This is a genomic window from Streptomyces sp. NBC_00654, assembly GCF_026341775.1.
In the GTDB taxonomy this organism is placed as follows: domain Bacteria; phylum Actinomycetota; class Actinomycetes; order Streptomycetales; family Streptomycetaceae; genus Streptomyces.
The window spans coordinates 2428691-2446720 of sequence record NZ_JAPEOB010000001.1 but is presented as its reverse complement, the minus strand read 5'-3'; the positions used below and the strand labels follow the sequence as shown (position 1 = coordinate 2446720).

At 71.2% G+C, this 18030-nt stretch carries 12 protein-coding genes; 2 read left to right on the top strand and 10 right to left on the bottom strand.

Annotated elements, in window-relative coordinates; genetic code table 11:
• Nucleotides 1–237 precede the first annotated feature (237 nt).
• Complete coding sequence (gene lexA, locus OHA98_RS10595) at nt 238–1035, top strand: transcriptional repressor LexA (RefSeq protein WP_266924586.1); 798 nt, start codon at nt 238–240, stop codon at nt 1033–1035.
• 77 nt (nt 1036–1112) lie between these two features.
• On the opposite strand, the gene OHA98_RS10590 is transcribed toward lexA, so the two are convergent.
• From OHA98_RS10590 to OHA98_RS10570, 5 genes are all read right to left on the bottom strand, one after another.
• Complete coding sequence (locus OHA98_RS10590) at nt 1113–3083, bottom strand: ATP-dependent DNA helicase (RefSeq protein ID WP_266924584.1); 1971 nt, start codon at nt 3081–3083, stop codon at nt 1113–1115.
• Nucleotides 3084–3121: 38 nt separating this feature from the next.
• Nucleotides 3122–4993 carry an IucA/IucC family siderophore biosynthesis protein gene (locus OHA98_RS10585; RefSeq protein ID WP_266924582.1) on the bottom strand — a complete coding sequence of 624 codons (1872 nt, stop codon included), beginning with the start codon at nt 4991–4993 and terminating at the stop codon, nt 3122–3124.
• A 60-nt stretch (nt 4994–5053) separates the two neighbouring features.
• Nucleotides 5054–5743 carry a GNAT family N-acetyltransferase gene (locus tag OHA98_RS10580; protein WP_266924580.1) on the bottom strand — a complete coding sequence of 230 codons (690 nt, stop codon included), beginning with the start codon at nt 5741–5743 and terminating at the stop codon, nt 5054–5056.
• Between the two features lie 89 nt (nt 5744–5832).
• On the bottom strand, nt 5833–7722 hold the full coding sequence (locus tag OHA98_RS10575; protein WP_266924578.1) for an IucA/IucC family siderophore biosynthesis protein: 1890 nt from the start codon (nt 7720–7722) through the stop codon (nt 5833–5835).
• Between the two features lie 29 nt (nt 7723–7751).
• The gene (locus OHA98_RS10570) at nt 7752–9146 is read right to left on the bottom strand and encodes a diaminobutyrate--2-oxoglutarate transaminase family protein (RefSeq protein ID WP_266924577.1); all 1395 of its coding nucleotides are present in this window, start codon (nt 9144–9146) and stop codon (nt 7752–7754) included.
• Between the two features lie 326 nt (nt 9147–9472).
• Between OHA98_RS10570 and OHA98_RS10565 the strand changes: the two genes are divergently transcribed.
• Nucleotides 9473–10693 carry a serine protease gene (locus OHA98_RS10565; RefSeq protein WP_266924575.1) on the top strand — a complete coding sequence of 407 codons (1221 nt, stop codon included), beginning with the start codon at nt 9473–9475 and terminating at the stop codon, nt 10691–10693.
• A 174-nt stretch (nt 10694–10867) separates the two neighbouring features.
• Here OHA98_RS10565 and hflX read toward each other — a convergent pair whose 3' ends face one another.
• The 5 genes from hflX to OHA98_RS10540 form a co-directional block, all read right to left on the bottom strand.
• Complete coding sequence (hflX, locus tag OHA98_RS10560) at nt 10868–12388, bottom strand: GTPase HflX (protein ID WP_266924573.1); 1521 nt, start codon at nt 12386–12388, stop codon at nt 10868–10870.
• Between the two features lie 171 nt (nt 12389–12559).
• Nucleotides 12560–14011, bottom strand: coding sequence for a M1 family metallopeptidase (locus OHA98_RS10555; protein ID WP_266924571.1), 1452 nt, complete (start codon nt 14009–14011; stop codon nt 12560–12562).
• Between the two features lie 104 nt (nt 14012–14115).
• A complete protein-coding gene (locus OHA98_RS10550) occupies nt 14116–16278 on the bottom strand; it encodes a bifunctional (p)ppGpp synthetase/guanosine-3',5'-bis(diphosphate) 3'-pyrophosphohydrolase (RefSeq protein WP_266924569.1) in 2163 nt (720 codons plus the stop codon).
• A gap of 254 nt (nt 16279–16532) precedes the next feature.
• A complete protein-coding gene (dapF, locus tag OHA98_RS10545; protein ID WP_266924568.1) occupies nt 16533–17405 on the bottom strand; it encodes a diaminopimelate epimerase in 873 nt (290 codons plus the stop codon).
• 86 nt (nt 17406–17491) lie between these two features.
• The gene (locus OHA98_RS10540) at nt 17492–17929 is read right to left on the bottom strand and encodes a hypothetical protein (protein WP_266927847.1); all 438 of its coding nucleotides are present in this window, start codon (nt 17927–17929) and stop codon (nt 17492–17494) included.
• Nucleotides 17930–18030: the final 101 nt, after the last annotated feature.

Sequence of the window (18030 nt, the reverse complement as noted above, 5' to 3'; positions counted from 1 at the left end):
GGCACCGGATGACACACTGGAACGGCACCCTCACGGACCGCCCCGCGCACCCCGGGACGCGCTCGGGAACGCTACCGTAATGGACCGAATTGCCGGTCACTCCGCGTCCCGCGCATACACCTGACGGTAAGGCCACGACAGCCCTTTATTCGTTTTTCACTCGAACGTGTGTTTGGCGCAACCTTTCGAAAGCTACTACCGTTGTCCAACTAGGGAGAACATTCGAGAGGGGCCGACGTGACCACCACCGCAGACAGTGCCACCATCACTGCCCAGGACCACCGCTCCCAGAGCCGACTTGAGCCGGTGCATGCAATGAATGACTCAGTCATGAACACGGAGGGGCCGGAGCCCGCGCGCCCCGCGCGCTCATTGCCCGGCCGGCCCCCAGGAATCCGAGCGGACAGTTCGGGACTGACCGACCGGCAGCGGCGGGTGATCGAGGTCATTCGCGATTCCGTCCAGCGCCGGGGATATCCGCCCTCCATGCGGGAAATCGGTCAGGCAGTGGGTCTGTCCAGCACCTCGTCCGTCGCCCATCAGCTGATGGCCCTGGAGCGCAAGGGCTTCCTCCGGCGGGACCCGCACCGCCCGCGCGCCTACGAGGTCCGCGGCTCCGACCAGCCCAGCACCCAGCCCACGGACACGACGGGCAAGCCCGCCGCTTCGTACGTACCCCTGGTGGGACGGATCGCCGCCGGTGGACCGATCCTCGCCGAGGAGTCCGTCGAGGACGTCTTCCCCCTCCCCCGCCAGCTGGTGGGTGACGGCGAGCTGTTCGTCCTGAAGGTCGTCGGTGACTCGATGATCGAAGCGGCTATCTGTGACGGCGACTGGGTGACCGTGCGCCGTCAGCCCGTCGCCGAGAACGGGGACATCGTGGCCGCGATGCTGGACGGCGAAGCGACCGTCAAGCGCTTCCGGCGCGAGGACGGCCACGTCTGGCTGCTCCCGCACAACTCCGCGTACCAGCCGATCCCCGGCGACGAGGCGACCATTCTCGGCAAGGTCGTCGCGGTGCTGCGGCGGGTGTGAAACCCGCCGACCTCGACCGGGCCCCGGGATTCACTGCGCCGATCCCGGGGTCCTGCTCTGCCCGCCGTCGGGCCCGCTCACCTGCCGTCCGTCTTGGCGGCCGCATCGATCGCGGCCAGTGAGCGTCGCGCCTGGTTACGGTCCGTGGTGTACCAGAAGTCGGGCAGCGAAGCGCGCAGATAGCTTCCGTACCGGGCATTGGCCAGCCTGGGATCGAGCACGGCAACGACACCCTTGTCGCCCGTGGCCCGTACGAGCCGGCCGGCGCCCTGGGCCATCAGCAGAGCGGCATGCGTCGCCGCCACGGCCATGAACCCATTGCCACCCGCCTCCTCCACCGCTTTCTGGCGCGCACTCATCAGCGGATCGTCGGGCCGCGGGAACGGGATCCGGTCCATGATCACGAGCTGACAGCTCGGCCCCGGCACATCGACGCCCTGCCAGAGCGAGAGCGTGCCGAAGAGACAGGTCTCCGGATCGGCGGCGAAGTTCTTGATCAGCTCACCGAGCGTCTCCTCGCCCTGCAACAGGATCGGCTTGTCCAGCCGGCCACGCAGCTCCTCGGCCGCCGCCTGGGCCGCACGCATCGAGGAGAACAGCCCCAGGGTGCGTCCGCCCGCCGCCTCCACCAGCTCGGCGAGCTCCTCCAGCATGTCCGTACGCGACCCCTCCCGTCCCGGTGTGGCCAGATGCCGGGCGACGTACAGAATGCCCTGCTTCGGGTAGTCGAACGGTGACCCGACGTCCAGCCCCTTCCACTGCGGGAAGTCGTCGCCCGCCGTGCCTTCCGGGGCGAGTCCCAGCGAGGCGCCCACCCCGTTGAAGTCCCCACCCAGCTTCAGCGTGGCCGAGGTCAGGACCACGGAGCGCTCGGTGAACAGCTTCTCGCGCAGCAGACCGGAGACGGAGAGCGGGGCCACGCGCACGGATGCCCCGAAGCGGTCGTGCCGCTCGTACCAGACGACGTCGTACTCCGAGCCCTGGGTGATGCGCTCGGCGACACTGTGGATCGATTCGACCGAGGCCATGGCCTGCTTACGGACGGCGTCCTCGTCCTGGACCGACTTGTCCCGGGTCGCGCCCAGGGCGGAGATCACCGTGCGCGCGGCGTCGCGCAGCGTCATCAGGGCGTAGCCGAGGTCCTCGGGCACCTCCTCCAGACGGCCGGGCAGCGCCAGCTCCATCACCCGCTCGAAACCCTCCGACGCGGTCTGCAACGCGTCGGCGGCCTTCTCGTTGACGAGCTTCGCGGCTCGGCGGACCGCGCGGTTCACCTGGCCCGGGGTGAGCTCACCGGTGGCCACACCGGTGACCCGGGAGACCAGCTCATGGGCCTCGTCGACGATCAGCACCTCGTGCTGCGGGAGCACCGGGGCACCTTCGATGGCGTCGATGGCCAGCAGGGCGTGGTTGGTGACGACCACATCGGCGAGCTTGGCGCGCTCCCGGGCCATCTCCGCGAAGCACTCCGCGCCGTACGCGCACTTCGTCGCTCCCAGGCACTCGCGCGAGGAGACGGAGATCTGCGCCCAGGCGCGGTCGGAGACCCCGGGGGTGAGATCGTCCCGGTCGCCGGTCTCCGTCTCGTCGGACCAGTCACGCATCCGCAGCAGGTCCTGGCCGAGCTTGCTGGAGGGCGCCGCCGCCTCGAACTGGTCGAAGAGCCCCTCCTCCTCGTCCTGCGGGACCCCTTCGTGGAGCCGGTGCAGACAGAGGTAGTTCGACCGCCCCTTGAGCATCGCGAACTGGGGCCGTCGGCGCAGCAGCGGGTGCAGCGCGTCGACCGTGCGCGGCAGGTCCCGCTCCACGAGCTGGCGCTGGAGCGCGAGCGTCGCGGTGGCCACCACGACACGCCCTCCGTGGGCCAGGGCGGGCACCAGATAGCCGAGGGACTTGCCCGTACCGGTGCCGGCCTGGACGAGCAGATGGGATTGGTCGTCCACGGCCTCGGCGACGGCGGCGGCCATCGTGGCCTGGCCGGGCCTTTCCGAACCGCCGACAGCGGTGACGGCGGCATGGAGGAGCTCGGGGAGAGATGGCTTCGTCATAGCCCGACCACCCTACGGCGCACCACTGACAACGGCGATCACTCCCGGCCGCACGCCGTGGGGTGGAGCGGGTTGGGAACGGTGCCGTGGATGGCGGCGTGCGGACGCTGGGGCCGGTCCCGGTAACCGTCCACATGCAGACGGTTACGGTTGAGACAGAGGCGTTCGATCTGCGGGGTGAGCATGTCGAACGTCTCGAACCGGTCCTTGAGCTCGGGGAACCGTGCGTGATGGCGCAGGATCTCCGCCCGGACGAGTGACCAGAATTCGTCCTCCGGCACACCGAGCTGCTCCTCGCACAGCGGCGACAGATAGCGGAAGACCCCGACGAAGAGGCCGGAGTGGATGAACTGGGTCAGGAAGGAGGGTTCCTCGGTCAGCAGGACCCGCCGTACGTCCTCGGGCATCGAATCGTGCTCCGGCAGCGGCTGGGCGCTCACATTGACGTCATCGACGAAGTCCTTGATCGCCAGACGTACGGGGACGTCGTGGTCGTCGAAGACCACGATGGCGTTCTCGCCGTGCGGGGAGAACACCGTTCCGTAGCGGTAGAGGAAGTGCAGCAGCGGCGGCACCAGGGCGGAGAAGAGGCGGGTGAGCCACACGGTGGGTGTCAGCCCGGACCGGTCGACCAGTTCGGCCGTGAACGAGCGGCCGTGCGGGTCCGTGTGCAGCAGTGACGCCAGGGTGCGGGCCCGTTCGCCCGGTGCCAGACGGGGAGGCAGGGGCTCCCGCCAGATCGCGCCGAGGATCTCCTTGAACTGGTAGGGCACCTCGGGAAGATGGTCGTACAGCGGATGTTCGACGGCCACCGAGGCGACCTCGCCGAGGAGGATGACCCGGCAGGTGTCACGCAGGAACGGGTCGGTCTCGCACAGGCCCTGGACCCATGCGGTGACGGCCGGAGCGGCGAGGGTGCGCTCGGTGGGCAGACCGCGCCATACAAGGGTGTTGAGGATCGACAGCGGCAGTTTGACCGTGTGCCGGTCGGGCCGGCCGATATTGGAGAACGTGCGGATGGACTGCTGCGGCAGACGCGCGTCGCCGTCCGCGTGCAGCGCGACGATGTCCCCGCAGGCGATGGCCGGCGCGAAGAGCGGGGCGATCCACTCGTTCCACTGCCAGGGGTGCACGGGAAGGTAGAGGTACCCCTCGGGGTCGAGTCCGCGTGAGGTGAGTTCGGCGGCGAAGGACGCGCGGACCGGGGCGTCGAGTTCCTCGGAGTACAGGCGCTCGGGCGTGGCCAGCCGGGTCACTCCGCGATATCCGGCGATCCGTGTGCTGACGGCGATCCATGGCAGTCGGACGGCTCTGCGGGCTTCCGGGGTGAACCCGGCGGCGTCCACGGTGGAGAATCCGAGCCGCCCCTTGTTGGCCACCAGCCACGGGTGCCCGGTCTGGTGCCCTTCGAGTGCGGCGTAGTCGAGGTCGGCCAGGTGTGCCGCGGTGAGCGCGGTGTGATCGAGGCGGGCGTCGGCCGACAGCGTGGTGGTGAGCTCGCGGATGAGATGGCCCAGGGTGGCGCCGTCGAGCCGGAGGAGGCCGCGGGCGCGGGCGAGGAAGTGCAGGGGGTCGCGGAACGGCCGCGTCCGGGTGTCCGGGGCGCCGCACGCCCCGGTCCCGGACGGTTCCTCGCCCAGCCGGATCGACTCGGGTGTGATGCGCCAGCTGCCGTAGACACCGCGCCTGGCCCGGAAGCTCAGGAATCCGCCGTCGTCGAGCGGGAGGGTGTAGGTGTCGTGGCCGCCGGGCCGTTGAACCGGTTCGATGATCTCTTCGTAGGCGAACTCGCCGAGCATCTTGGCCAGCAGCCGGGCCGCGGCCCGGTCCCAGACCACCCGGTTCAGCTCGGGGGTCCTGAGCAGGCTCTGGGGCTCGGCTGATTCATGGCTCGCAGGGTATTTCGGCACGGGGACTCCTCCGGGTGGAACCGATGGGGTTCGAGCGGTGTGGGCAATACGGCGAGTTGTTCACAGCTGGGCACGGTGCGCTCGGTCGCGGACCATCAGTGCGGCGCGCTTGGCGGGGAGTTCCACTTCGGCACAGAAGCGGAAGCCGGCGCTGAGAAACGCGGATACGGAGGGGATGTTGCGCAGGTCCGGCTCGGCCACGACGCGTGCGCACAGGGGGAGGTTGTCGAGCACGAGGTCGGCGACGGCGCGGAGCAGTGTGCTGCCGACCCCCCGGCCCCGGTTGTTCACGCCTCCGATGAGGAGATGGATGCCGGTGTCGTGGGGACGGGCCGGGTAGTGGCGCGCCAGTGGGTCCAGGTCCGCCCGGTAGATCTCCCAGTAGCTCATGGGCGTACCCCCGAGCACGCCGAGACAGGGGATGCTGCGCCCGTCGCCTTCGAGCTGTGGCCGGAGGTGGTCGGCGGTGATGGTGTCGGGTCCGGCGAGTTCCCAGAACGCGGCGACCGCCGGGTCGTTCATCCAGCGGCTGAGCACGGCGAGGTCGCGGTCCAGGCGCACCGGTACCAGCCGGAACTCTCCGGCGGTTGTGGTGACGGGGCGCCAGGCGGCCGGATCGCCGAGCAGGTCGAAGGCGGCTGCCCGGAGGCCGGCCGCCCTCGATTCGTCGCGGAACAGGGCCAGGAGTTCCTCGGAGAGCCTCAGGTCGAGGGTGTCCTCGGCGCCGGTGTGCGCGTCTGCGGGGGGCACGGTGACGCTCTCCTCTCGTGGCTGCGGGCGCTCGGATCCCCGGACACCCAAGGCAGCGGGTGCGCACCGGGGACTCGGGGATCGGCGGGTCAGGGGCTCAGCGGGTTGTCGATGGTGACGTACACGGACTGGGTGTCCACCGGCCCCTCCAGCTCGTCGAGGCCGTGCATCCGGGTCAGCAGATTGGCCTTGCAGCGCAGTTGCCGGGTCTCCAGGAGGTACGTGGGCAGGGGCGATCCCATCCCCGCGGCCCCGGTGAGGAACCGGCGGAAGGCGGCGAGGAGCACCTGCTCGTCGGCGAGACGCTGGGCGCCGAAGGCTCCGATGAGGCCGAAGACGTTGTTGATGCCGAGGTAGTAGGCGAAGCGCTCGTCGGTGACAGGGTCGGAGACGAAGGTGTCGCTGACGGCACCGATGCCGGGAAGCCGGTGTTCCAGCTCGGCACGGTGGGACTCGCGGAAGTAGTAGCCCTGGTTGTCCCGGTAGCGGCCGCCGATGGGCCAGCCGTCGTGGTCGAGCAGCACCAGCGTGTTCTGCTGATGGGCCTCCAGGGCCACCCCCGCGGTCGCGTCCAGCCAGAGGACGGGGCGTACGACACGGTCGAGATAGCGCAGGAACCACTCGGCGCAGACGGCTCCGGTCGTCCGGCCGGTGCGCGCGGCCAGTGCGGAGACGATCTCCGCGAGCCGGGAACTCATCTGGGTGCGGCCCGGCCAGGGGCGCTGCGCGGTGAGTGCGGCGATGCACACGGCGTCGTCGCCCGGTCCGAACGGGTTGTGGCGGAGCATGACGTCGAGGCCCGGTACGGGGCGGCCGTCCGGGCTGTCGACGGCGAGCCAGGCGGGGTCCCTGATGATGTCGAAGCCGGGGTGGGCCTGCTGCCACTGTGCGGCGAGCCCCGTGCCGAGCAGCCGGTGGACCTCCGCGCCCCGGTGGAGTTCCTTGCGGAGGTTCTCGCGGCGGGAGTTGGTGATGCGTACGCCGAGGGTGAGCTTGAGCATCACGTTCGCGCCGGGCCGGTACACGGTACGGACGGAGGAGGTGGGGTTCCAGGGCTCGCCGTGCGGGCCGAGGTCGTGGAGCAGGCCCGCGTCGTGGAGCGCGGAGACGTCGGGGCGGCGGCGCAGTTCGGCGGCCTGCCAGGGGTGCAGCGGAAGCGCCGCGGTGTTCTCGGGGACACGGAGTCCGTCGGTGTGGGGGGCCAGGAGTGCCTCGGCGGAGACCGCGCCGTCGTGGTCGGTCCAGGAGGATCCGGTGGCCAGCACCGAACGGTCCACGGCGATCCAGTGGAGCGGGAACGAGCCGTGCGACTCGGGTGAGTAGCGGCGGGATTCCGACTCGGAGAGGCCTTCACGGCTCTTGGGCGTGGGGTGCATCGGGTGTCCCAGCAGCAGGGACTGTTCGGCGGTGAGGAAGGGTCCGTACCCGGCGGGGGCTTCGGGCGTACGCCGCCGCTGGGCGATGAAGCCGGCGGTGTGGCGTACCGAGTCGGCGACCCTGGCCACCAGATCGGTGCCGCCGTGGCGGTCGGCCTCCCGGCCGAGGAGTGCCGCGACGGTGACGGCGTCGGCGGGCGGTGCGCCCTCGGGCGCGCTCTCCAGGACCGGGGGGCCGAAGCGGTGCGCTCCGGTGGCGGACCAGTAGAGGACCGGGGCGAGCAGAGCCGTGCCGGTGGCGGGGAGGGGGATGCGGAGGGTGCCGAGGCCGGGGCGGGGCAGGTCGTTCTCCCGGGTCCAGCAGCGCAGGAGGTTCTCGGTGCCCGCCGCGTCCGCGGCCCGGAACGGGTCCGGGTGGTCCAGCGGGTCCGCCGGTGCCGGACTGCCAGGGGTGCCGGTGGAGATGCGCCGGTCTCTGCGGGGGACGGCCTTCTGGCGCGGCACCGTCGCCGCCTCGACCGTGCAGGGGCCTGCCGGTCCGTCCTGCCCTCGGTGCTGGGGGGAGAGAGGGCCGTCGGCCTCGGGTACGGGTGTGGGGTTCACGGCGGTCTTCCTTGTGGGGGTGTCCGGGGTCAGTCGATCGACCCGGCAGCGGCCCGACGGTTCGGCGAGCGCTCGGCGGCTGTCAGCGCCTCGGCGAGACGGTCGACGACCGCGGTTGCCTGTTCGTCGGTGAGGGTGAGGGGTGGGAGCAGTCGGACCACGGCGCCGTGGCGTCCGCCGAGTTCGACGATGAGGCCGCGGCGCAGGCACTCCTGCTGGACGGCGCGGGCGAGGGCGGGGTCCGGTGGCGGCGGGGACGCGCTGTCGTCGGCCGCCGTGGGGAGAGGTGCGGCCTCGGGGTCGACGAGCTCCATGCCGATCATGAGGCCGCGTCCCCGGACGTTGCCGATGCCCGGGTGGTCCGCGCCCAGTGACCGCAGACGCGTGAGCATGCGCTCGCCCAGGGTCGCGGCGCGCTGGGCGAGCCCGTTCTCCCGTACGTAGGCGAGGGTGGCCGCTCCCGCCGCCATGGCGAGTTGGTTGCCCCGGAACGTACCCGCGTGGGCACCCGGCTGCCACAGGTCCAGCTCGGAGCGGTAGACGATCACGGCGAGCGGGAGGGAGCCCCCGATCGCCTTGGAGAGCACCATGACATCGGGCACGATGCCGCTGTGCTCGACGGCCCAGAAGGCCCCGGTCCGGCCGACCCCGGTCTGTACCTCGTCGGCGATCAGCGGGATGGACCGGTCCGCGGTGATCCGCCGCATCCGGCGCAGCCAGCTGTCGGGGGCGGGGTTCACCCCGCCCTCGCCCTGGACGGGTTCCAGGATCATTCCGGCCGGGGCGGGTACGCCGCCCTTCTGGTCGTCCAGGAGGTGTTCGGTCCAGTGCGCGGCGATGGCCGCGCCGCGCTCGCCGCCGATCCCGAAGGGGCAGCGGTAGTCCTGGGGGAAGGGCAGCCGGGTCACCCGGATGTCCTGGGCACCGCCCGAGGCTTCGAGGGCCCCGGCGGTCATGCCGTGATAGGCGCCGGTGAAGGCCAGCAGACCGCTGCGTCCGGTCGCGGCGCGGACGAGCTTGAACGCCGCCTCGACGGCATCCGTGCCCGCGGGGCCGCAGAACTGGATGCGCGCGTTGTCGGCGAACCCCGGTGGCAGGGTGGCGAACAGCTCGGTCGTGAAGGCGTCCTTGACCGGGGTGGCGAGGTCGAGCACATGCAGCGGGGCGCCGGAGTCGATGACCTTCCTGATCGCCTCCAGCACCACCGGATGGTTGTGCCCGAGCGCCAGCGTGCCCGCCCCGGAGAGACAGTCGAGATAGCGCCGTCCGTCCGCGCCCTCGATGGTCAGACCGCGTGCCCGTACGGGGACGATCGGCAGGGAGCGCGCATACGTCCGGGCAGCCGACTCGCGCAGCGACTGGCGCCGCAGAATGCCCTCGTGCGCGGAGGTCAGTGCCACCGGAGCTGGTTCGGTCACGGCCACGACTGTTGATCCTCCTGCTGTCACAGTTGCGTTGCACCTCGTCGCGTCGCCGCGGCGCGGACGCCACGGATGAACGCTGCCCGGGTGTCCCCCGTACGTACCAACGACGCCGGTCGCCGGGGAGCACGGGTAAATCGGAAGATCCTTGCGGACGCGGAACCGCGGCCCTGCCGCGCACCGTCCCCATCGGCACCGGCATAGTGGGGGCCGCACGCAGGACGGGAGCGGGCGTTCCGACGCCCGAGTGCCCGATGTACCTGAAGTGCCCGATGTAGCCGAAGTGAAGTACCGAGTCACGAGTGTCGAAGTCCCAGGGGGATCACCAGATGCGACCCATTCGCCCGACCGATGCCGCACGCCGCGGGAGGAGCGCACGCCGCACGCCCTCCCCCGTGCTCGCCGCCGCAGCCGTCGCCACCGTCCTGGCGCTCACCGCCACCGCCTGCGGGCCGGAGGAGGACAACGCGAGCGTCACGCCGAGCAGCTCCGCGGGCCAGTCCGACAGCAAGGTCACGATTCCGGACGACCTGAAGAACCGGCTCAAGGAGCACGGGATCGATCCGGAGAAGTGGAGGGACGGCGAGTGGAAGAACTGGGACAAGGACAAATGGCTGCGTGAGGCCAAGGACTTCGTCAACCCGATCATCGAGGGCCTCTGGGACCCGGACCGGATGCGCGACGCCGACAAGTCCCCGGAGAAGCCGGTCGACAACGACATCTCCGGCGACGAGGGCGTGACGGACCCGACCCCCTCCCCGGTCGAGGCCGCCGCCGTGCCGAAGCCGTACCACGACAGCGCCCCGGAGTCCGGGAAGCTGCTCTTCGACGGGCCCGACGGATCGATGGTCTGCTCCGCGACCGTGGTGAAGGACCCCGCGAACCCCGGCAAGTCCAACATGGTGTGGACCGCGGGGCACTGTGTGCACGCGGGGAAGAAGGGCGGCTGGTACCGCAACATCGCCTTCGTCCCGGCGTACAACAACAGCGGGCTGTCGCTCGCCGAGCTGGAGAGCGCCCCCAGGGAGAAGATCGCACCGTACGGCGTCTGGTGGGGTCAGTGGGCCCAGACGTCCGAGCAGTGGATCGCCGAGGGCGCGTCGGTCGGCGGGCAGGGCGCTCCGTACGACTTCGCGGTGCTGCATGTGACGCCGGAGAAGGGCGCCTCGGGCAAGTCTCTTGAGGAGACGGTCGGTTCGGCGCTCCCGGTGGAGTTCGACGCCCCGGCCGTGCCGGAGATCGCGGACATGACGGCGACCGGCTACCCGGCCGCCCCGCCGTTCGACGGTCAGAAGCTGCTCCAGTGCGAGGACAGGCCGGGCCGTCTCTCCGTCGCCAAGGACGAGCCGACGATGTACCGCATCGGCTGCACGATGACCGGCGGCTCCTCCGGCGGCGGCTGGGTCGCGGCGGGCCGGGACGGCAAGCCCGCCCTGGTCTCGAACACGTCGATCGGCCCGGTCACGGCCGGCTGGCTGGCCGGCCCGCGCCTGGGCAAGGAGGCCGAGGGCGTCTACAAGGCGGTCAGCAAGAAGTACGCGGGCCAGTAGCCGGGACGCACGACCGGGGCCGTGGATACGGCCCGGCCCCGGTCGTACGACCGCCGGTGTCGGCGGTCGGCGGTCCGGATTCCCGCGTGTCACGCCCGAAGGCCCGTGCCGGTGAGACCTCTCGGTCTCCCCGGCACGGGCCTTCGGTCCGTACGGTCGAGGCGGCGTGCGCCGTCAGTGCGCGGCGGGAACGAACACCGCGAGCTCCGCGGCCAGTTCCTCGTGCACCCTCGCCTTGAGCAGCGTGCCCTCGGAGGTGTGCTCCTCGGAGATGACCTCGCCCTCGGCGTGCACCCGGGAGACGAGACCGCCCTGGATGTAGGGCACCAGCGCCTCCAGCTCGACCGACGGCCTCGGCAGCTCGTCGTCGATCAGCGCCAGCAGCTCGTCGATCCCGGCGCCGGTCCGTGCCGACACCGCGATCGCGTGCTTCTCCACACGCAGCAGACGCTGAAGGACCTCCGGGTCCGCGGCGTCCGCCTTGTTGATCACGACGATCTCGCGCACATTCACCGCGCCGACGTCCCGGATCACCTCACGCACCGCGGCGAGCTGCTCCTCCGGCACCGGATGGGAGCCGTCCACCACATGCAGGATGAGATCGGACTCGCCGACCTCCTCCATGGTGGAGCGGAACGCCTCGACGAGGTGGTGCGGCAGATGCCGTACGAACCCGACGGTGTCGGCCAGGGTGTAGACACGGCCGCCCGGGGTCTCCGCCCGGCGCACGGTCGGGTCCAGGGTGGCGAACAGTGCGTTCTCCACCAGGACGCCCGCGCCGGTCAGCCGGTTGAGCAGCGAGGACTTGCCCGCGTTGGTGTATCCGGCGATCGCGACCGAGGGCACCTTGTGGCGCTTGCGCTCCTGCCGCTTGATTTCGCGGCCGGTCTTCATCTCCGCGATCTCCCGGCGCATCTTCGCCATCTTCTCGCGGATCCGGCGCCGGTCCGTCTCGATCTTGGTCTCACCGGGACCACGGGTGGCCATGCCGCCACCGCCGCTGGAACCGCCGCCGCCCATCTGACGGGAGAGCGACTGGCCCCAGCCGCGCAGGCGCGGCAGCATGTACTGCATCTGAGCCAGCGAGACCTGCGCCTTGCCCTCACGGGACTTGGCGTGCTGGGCGAAGATGTCGAGGATCAGGGCGGTCCGGTCGACCACCTTGACCTTGACGACGTCTTCCAGGTGAATCAGCTGGCCGGGGCTGAGCTCACCGTCGCAGACGACGGTGTCGGCCCCCGATTCGAGAACGATGTCGCGCAGCTCCAGCGCCTTGCCCGAGCCGATGTACGTGGCCGGGTCGGGCTTGTCGCGCCGCTGGTAGACGGCGTCGAGGACCTGGGCACCGGCGGTCTCGGCAAGAGCCGCGAGCTCCGCGAGGGAGATCTCCGCGTCATGCACCGTCCCCGAGGTCCAGACACCGACGAGCACCACACGCTCCAGGCGCAGCTGCCGGTACTCGACCTCGGTGACGTCCTCGAGCTCCGTGGACAGTCCCGCCACGCGTCGCAGTGCGGCACGCTCGGAGCGGTCCAGCTGGTCGCCGTCCCGCGCTCCGTCGATCTCGTGGCTCCAGGCGACGTCCTCTTCCATCAGGGCGTCCGCCCGAAGGCTTTCGTTGAGGCTCTCGGTGGCGTTCTCCGTGGCGCTCTGCGCGTCCTGCGCGTCCTGGGGAAGGGAAGAAGAGGAGGTCATTGGATCCTTACGTCGATAGAAGTCCGTTACGTCAGTCACAACGCGTGACCTGTCCGGATGATTCCCGCTGCGGGAATTCCGGCACGGCCGCGGTGCCGACCCGTTGATAGTGGCATGCCCCTGCCCGGAGCGTCACTCGGGTTTTCGGGTGCCACTGCTGCCGTCGGCGGCTCACTGATCAGCCGGCTTCTGGCTGCGCCAGTCCGGATGTCCCGGCATCGGCGGCGTCTTCTCCGCGTAGAGCCAGGCCTCGAAGAACAGGCTCAGGTCCCGGCCCGCGATCCGGGACGCCAGCCGTGTGAAGTCCGCGGTGGTCGCCGACTCGTCCCGGTACCGGTGCACCCAGGTCCGCTCCAGCCGGCCGAAGGCCGCCTCGCCGATCTCCTGCCGCAGGGCGTAGAGGACGAGCGCGCTGCCGTCGTACACCACCGGCCGGAACAGGCTGATCTTCTGCCCCGGGGCCGGGGCGTCCGGGTGGGCCGGCGGGCCTCCGGCCGCGCGCCACGCGTCGGACCGGGTGTACGCCTCGCGCATCCGGCGCTCCAGCGGCTGCTCGGCGTGCTCCTCCGCGTAGCGGGCCTCGTACCAGCTCGCATGTCCTTCGTTGAGCCACAGGTCGGACCAGGAGCGCGGCGAGACGCTGTCGCCGAACCACTGGTGGGCGAGCTCATGGACCATGACGGAGTCGACGTACCACTCGGGGTAGGCGGGTTCGGTGAACAGCGACCGTTCGAAGAGGGAGAGCGTCTGTGTCTCCAGCTCGAACCCCGTCGCCGCGTCGGCGATCAGCACACCGTACGTCTCGAAGGGGTAGTCGCCGACCTGCTGTTCCATCCAGGCCAGCTGGTCGGGGGTCTTCCTCAGCCAGGGTTCCAGTTTCTCGCGGTCGGCCGTCGGCACGACGTCGCGCACCGGGAGGCCACGCGGTCCGGTGCGCCGCACGACGGTGGATCCGCCGATGGAGACCTGGGCCAGTTCGGTGGCCATGGGGTGTTCGGTGCGGTAGGTCCAGGTCGTCGTCCCGCCGTGCCGGGTACGGCCCGCGGGCAGGCCGTTCGCGACGACGGTCAGTTCCTCGGGGGCGGTGACCCGGAAGGTGAAGTACGCCTTGTCGGCCGGATGGTCGTTGCCGGGGAAGACCCGGTGTGCGGCGTCGGCCTGGTTCGCCATCACGAGTCCGTCGCCGGTGCGGACCCAGCCGCCGTTGTTCTGGTCGCCGTTGGGATCACTGGTGTGTCTCACGGTGATGCTGAGCGGCACACCTGCCGGGAGGCGGCCCGGTGCCCGGACGACCAGGTCCTCGCCCTTCGTGGCGAAGTCGGACTTCAGACCGTTGACCTCGACATCGCTGACGGCACCGTGGGTGAAGTCGAGGTTGATCCGCTCCAGCGGCGCGGTGGTCCGGGCCGCGATCTCGGTGACGGCATCGAGCGGTTCGGTGTTGCTGCCGTGGTAGGTGAGGGCGATGTCGTACGAGAGCACGTCGTAGCCGGGGTTGCCGAGCTCGGGGAAGAGCCGGTCGCCGATGCCGAGGGGCACCGGCGCGGGAAGGGTGGCGGCAACGAGGGTGACCGATGCGGTGGCCAGAAGAACGGCCCGCAGCCGGCGGGAGGTGAGCGGCATGGACTACGGCTACCAGCGGCCGTCCGCCGCGCGTGCGTGGCGCGCGCCGCACCACCCGAACGAGGTCAACCCGTCCGGGGCCGGAACGCGGTGGACGGAACCCGTCAGCCCGTGGCGGCCGGATGCTGGGCGCGGCTCACGTCGTATACCCCGGCGACATCGCGCATGGCGCGCATGAGGGCGGGAAGACCTGCGGCGTCCGGGAGCTGGAGGGTGTAGGTGTGCCGGACCCGCTGTTCGCTGGGCGGTTCGACGGTGGCGGAGACGATCGCCGCGTCGGCCGTCGCGATCGCCTCGGTGAGGTCGGCGAGCAGCCGGGGGCGTCCGAAGGACTCGGCGACCAGGGTGACCCGGCATTCCGAGCCGTCGCCCCAGTCGCCCGTCCCGTCCCAGCGGGCCGTGACCGGTGCGCGGCCGATCGCCCGCATCCGGGCCACGGCCGGGCACTCCTGGCGGTGCACGGTGACGGCGCCGCCGCGTACGAGGAATCCGGTGATCCCGTCCGGGGGCACCGGAGTGCAGCAGCCGGCCAGGCGTACGGGGGCGTCCGGCCCGTCCAGCAGGACGCCGGCCGTGCGGGCGGCGTTCCTGGTCCGCCCGCTCGCCGCGTTCTCCAGGGCGCCGGTCGCGGGCTCGGCGGGCTGGGGCCCCGGTCCGCCGGACCGCGTGGCGTCGGGGATCCGGACCGCGTCCGGGTGGGCGTCGAGCCAGCCGGTGATCGCGATCCGGGCGGCCGGGGTGCGGGCGTGGTCGAGCCAGTCCGGCGAGGGGCCCGACGCGGCGTCCTCGGTGAGCAGCGGCTGCACGGTGTCGCCGTCGCTGAGAACCGTACTGAGTGTGGCGAGGCGGCCGTTGACCCGGGCACCGATGCAGCCGTGCGCGTCCTCGCCGTACTGCGCGTACGCGGCGTCCACACAACTGGCCCCGGCGGGGAGGCCGAGCGTTCCCCCGTCGGTGCGGAACACCGTGATCTCGCGGTCCTGGGCCAGGTCGGCACGCAGGGTCCGCCAGAAGGTGTCGGGGTCCGGGGCCGACTCCTGCCAGTCGAGGAGCCTGGAGAGCCAGCCGGGCCGCGTCGGGTCGGCGCGCTCGCCGTCCGCCTGTTCGGCCTGCTGCGCCGCGGTGGCGCCGTCCGTGGTGTACGGATTGCCGAGGGCGACGACGCCGGCCTCGGCGACCTTGTGCATCTGGTGCGTACGGATGAGGACTTCGGCGACCGCGCCGTCCGGACCGACGACCGCGGTGTGCAGCGACTGGTACAGGTTGAACTTGGGGGCTGCGATGAAGTCCTTGAACTCGGAGATCACCGGGGTGAGGCAGGTGTGCAGTTCGCCGAGTACGGCGTAGCAGTCGGCGTCCTCGGCGACCAGGACGAGCAGCCGCCCGAAGTCGGTGCCCCGCAGTTCTCCGCGTTTGATCCCGGCCCGGTGCAGGGAGACCAGATGCCGGGGTCTGATCAGGACTTCGGCGGTGATGCCGGCCTCCCGCAGCGTGGTCCTGACGCTGTCGGCCATGGTGCCGAGCAGATCGTCCCCGGCTCCCCCGGCGGCGGTCAGGGCCCGGGTGCGCGCGTATTCGTCCGGGTGCAGGATCGCGAAGACGAGGTCTTCGAGTTCGGTCTTGAGCGCCTGCACACCCAGGCGTTCGGCGAGCGGGATGAGCACGTCGCGGGTGACCTTGGCGATCCTGGCCTGCTTCTCGGGACGCATCACCCCGAGCGTGCGCATGTTGTGCAGCCGGTCGGCGAGCTTGATCGACATGACCCGGACGTCGTTGCCGGTGGCGACGAGCATCTTGCGGAACGTCTCGGGTTCGGCGGCCGCGCCGTAGTCGACCTTTTCGAGTTTGGTGACGCCGTCGACGAGGTAGCAGACCTCTTCGCCGAACTGCTGGCGCACCTGGTCGAGTGTCACCTCGGTGTCCTCCACGGTGTCGTGGAGGAGTGACGCGGTCAGGGTCGTGGTCTCGGCGCCCAGTTCGGCGAGGATCAGCGTGACGGCGAGCGGGTGGGTGATGTACGGCTCGCCGCTCTTGCGCATCTGGCCCCGGTGGGAGGACTCCGCCAGGACATAGGCCTTGTGCAGGATGGTGAGGTCGGCGTCCGGGTGGTGGGCGCGATGGGCCTCGGCGACATGGCCGATGGCGGCGGGCAGCCGGTCGCGGGAGACGGGCCCCAGCAGTGCCACCCGGCCCAGCCGGCGCAGATCGATGCGGGGACGGCCCCGTTTGCGAAGGGGAGCACCTGGATTGGTGGCCTCTGCACTCATGGGGGCGCCTCCGGCAACGTCGGCCGGCGGTGAGAAGACACGGATGCGTCTCCGGGCCGGTGCTTGATGCTACCGACCCCACCACGTGGCACAGTCCGGCTCTCGCCGAGCGTGAAACGGATCACCCATTCGAGCGAAGCCGTCGGCGTGTCCCGGAACTCCCGCCGGGTGTCCGGCCGACGCGGGAGGGGCGCCGGGGCGGACCTGAGGGCTGGTCCGCCAGGGATGACGGGACAGCCGTCGAGGGCTGTCCCTCAGCCGGTCGCCGATGCGAGCCAGGCCGGATCGATGACGCCTTCGGCGACGATCACCGCGGGGCCGGTCATCTCGATCCCGCCGTCCGGGTACTCGGTGATGACCAGGGTGCCGCCGGGCAGATCCACCGTGTACGTGACGGCCAGGCCGGTCAGCGCGGGGTCCGCGCCGTCCCGGCGGGCCGCGGCGACCGCGACGGCGCACGCGCCGGTGCCGCAGGAGCGGGTCTCTCCCGAACCGCGCTCGTGGACGCGCATCGCGACGTGACGCGGTCCCCGGTCGACGACGAACTCGATGTTGACCCCGTCGGGGTAGACGGCCGCCGGGCTGAACGGCGGTACGGAGCGCAGCTCCCCGGCGTGCGCGAGGTCGTCGACGAACGCGACGGCGTGCGGATTGCCCATGTTGACGTTGCGGGCTTCCCAGCTGCGGCCGTCGACGGTGACGGTGACGCCCTCGTCCGGCAGCAGGGCGCGTCCCATGGAGACCGTGATGTCGGCGCCCTTGGCGAGGTGGACCCGCTTGACTCCGCCGCGGGTCGCGACGGCGAGATCGCCCTCCTCGACGAGCCCGGCGCGCTGGAGGTAGCGGGCGAAGACCCGTACGCCGTTGCCGCACATCTCGGCGATCGAACCGTCCGCGTTGCGGTAGTCCATGAACCACTCGGCCTCGTCCGCCATCGCCCGCGCCTCGGGGTGCGCCGCGGAGCGTACGGCGTGCAGCAGTCCGTCGCCGCCGATACCGCCCCGGCGGTCACAGAGCCGGGCGACGACGGCCGGGGGCAGGGCGACGGTGTTGTCCGCGTCGGGAACGATCACGAAGTCGTTGTCCGTGCCGTGGCCCTTGAGGAAGGCGATCTGCGAGGTGCTCACAGGGCAACTGTACGAGGCGGCGCCGACAGCCCGCGAAACCGGGGACGGGCCGGGCGGTGGCTGCCCCGCCGGACGGCCGGTCCCCGTCAGCGGAGGCGGTCCACGCGCCAGACGGCCAGCGCGACCAGTGCGGCGCACACGGCGACGTACAGGGCGAGCACGCGCCAGTCGGGGCGCTCACCGCTGCCCCTGGCCGGCAGGCCGGGCCAGGTGTAGCCGACGCGGCGGGCCGCCATCATGCCCCAGCCGGCCGCGCAGCAGCTGATCAGAAGCCCCAGCATGGCGACCACCGCGCCGCCGCCGCCGAACTCGAAGGCGAGCGGGAAGGCGAACATCAGGGAGCCGACGGTGGCCAGGATGACGATCGGTGCGAGCTGCCAGATCCGCAGTCGGCGCGCCGGGCGGAGCTCGACCTCCACCTCGGGGGTGACGTCGTGCTCATCGGGCCCGTCGGGGCTCAGTGGTCCCGCAGTGTGCCGCGCATCCGGTGCGTCTCGTTCTGTGTCGCGAGGGCCGGCCTCCATCGCCACGCGCCCTCCCAACTCGGACTGGTCGATCGATGCTCGATGATGGCACGCCCACGGGTGCCGAAATGACGGCCGGAGCTTCCCGATGCCATCACGTG

Excerpts from the sequence above, each read along its gene's own strand:
- OHA98_RS10590 (WP_266924584.1), bottom strand. The coding sequence starts at position 3,083 with ATGACGAAGCCATCTCTCCCCGAGCTCCTCCATGCCGCCGTCACCGCT.
- OHA98_RS10565 (WP_266924575.1), top strand. The coding sequence starts at position 9,473 with ATGCGACCCATTCGCCCGACCGATGCCGCACGCCGCGGGAGGAGCGCA.
- hflX (WP_266924573.1), bottom strand. The coding sequence starts at position 12,388 with ATGACCTCCTCTTCTTCCCTTCCCCAGGACGCGCAGGACGCGCAGAGC.
- OHA98_RS10555 (WP_266924571.1), bottom strand. The coding sequence starts at position 14,011 with ATGCCGCTCACCTCCCGCCGGCTGCGGGCCGTTCTTCTGGCCACCGCA.
- OHA98_RS10550 (WP_266924569.1), bottom strand. The coding sequence starts at position 16,278 with ATGAGTGCAGAGGCCACCAATCCAGGTGCTCCCCTTCGCAAACGGGGC.
- OHA98_RS10540 (WP_266927847.1), bottom strand. The coding sequence starts at position 17,929 with ATGGAGGCCGGCCCTCGCGACACAGAACGAGACGCACCGGATGCGCGG.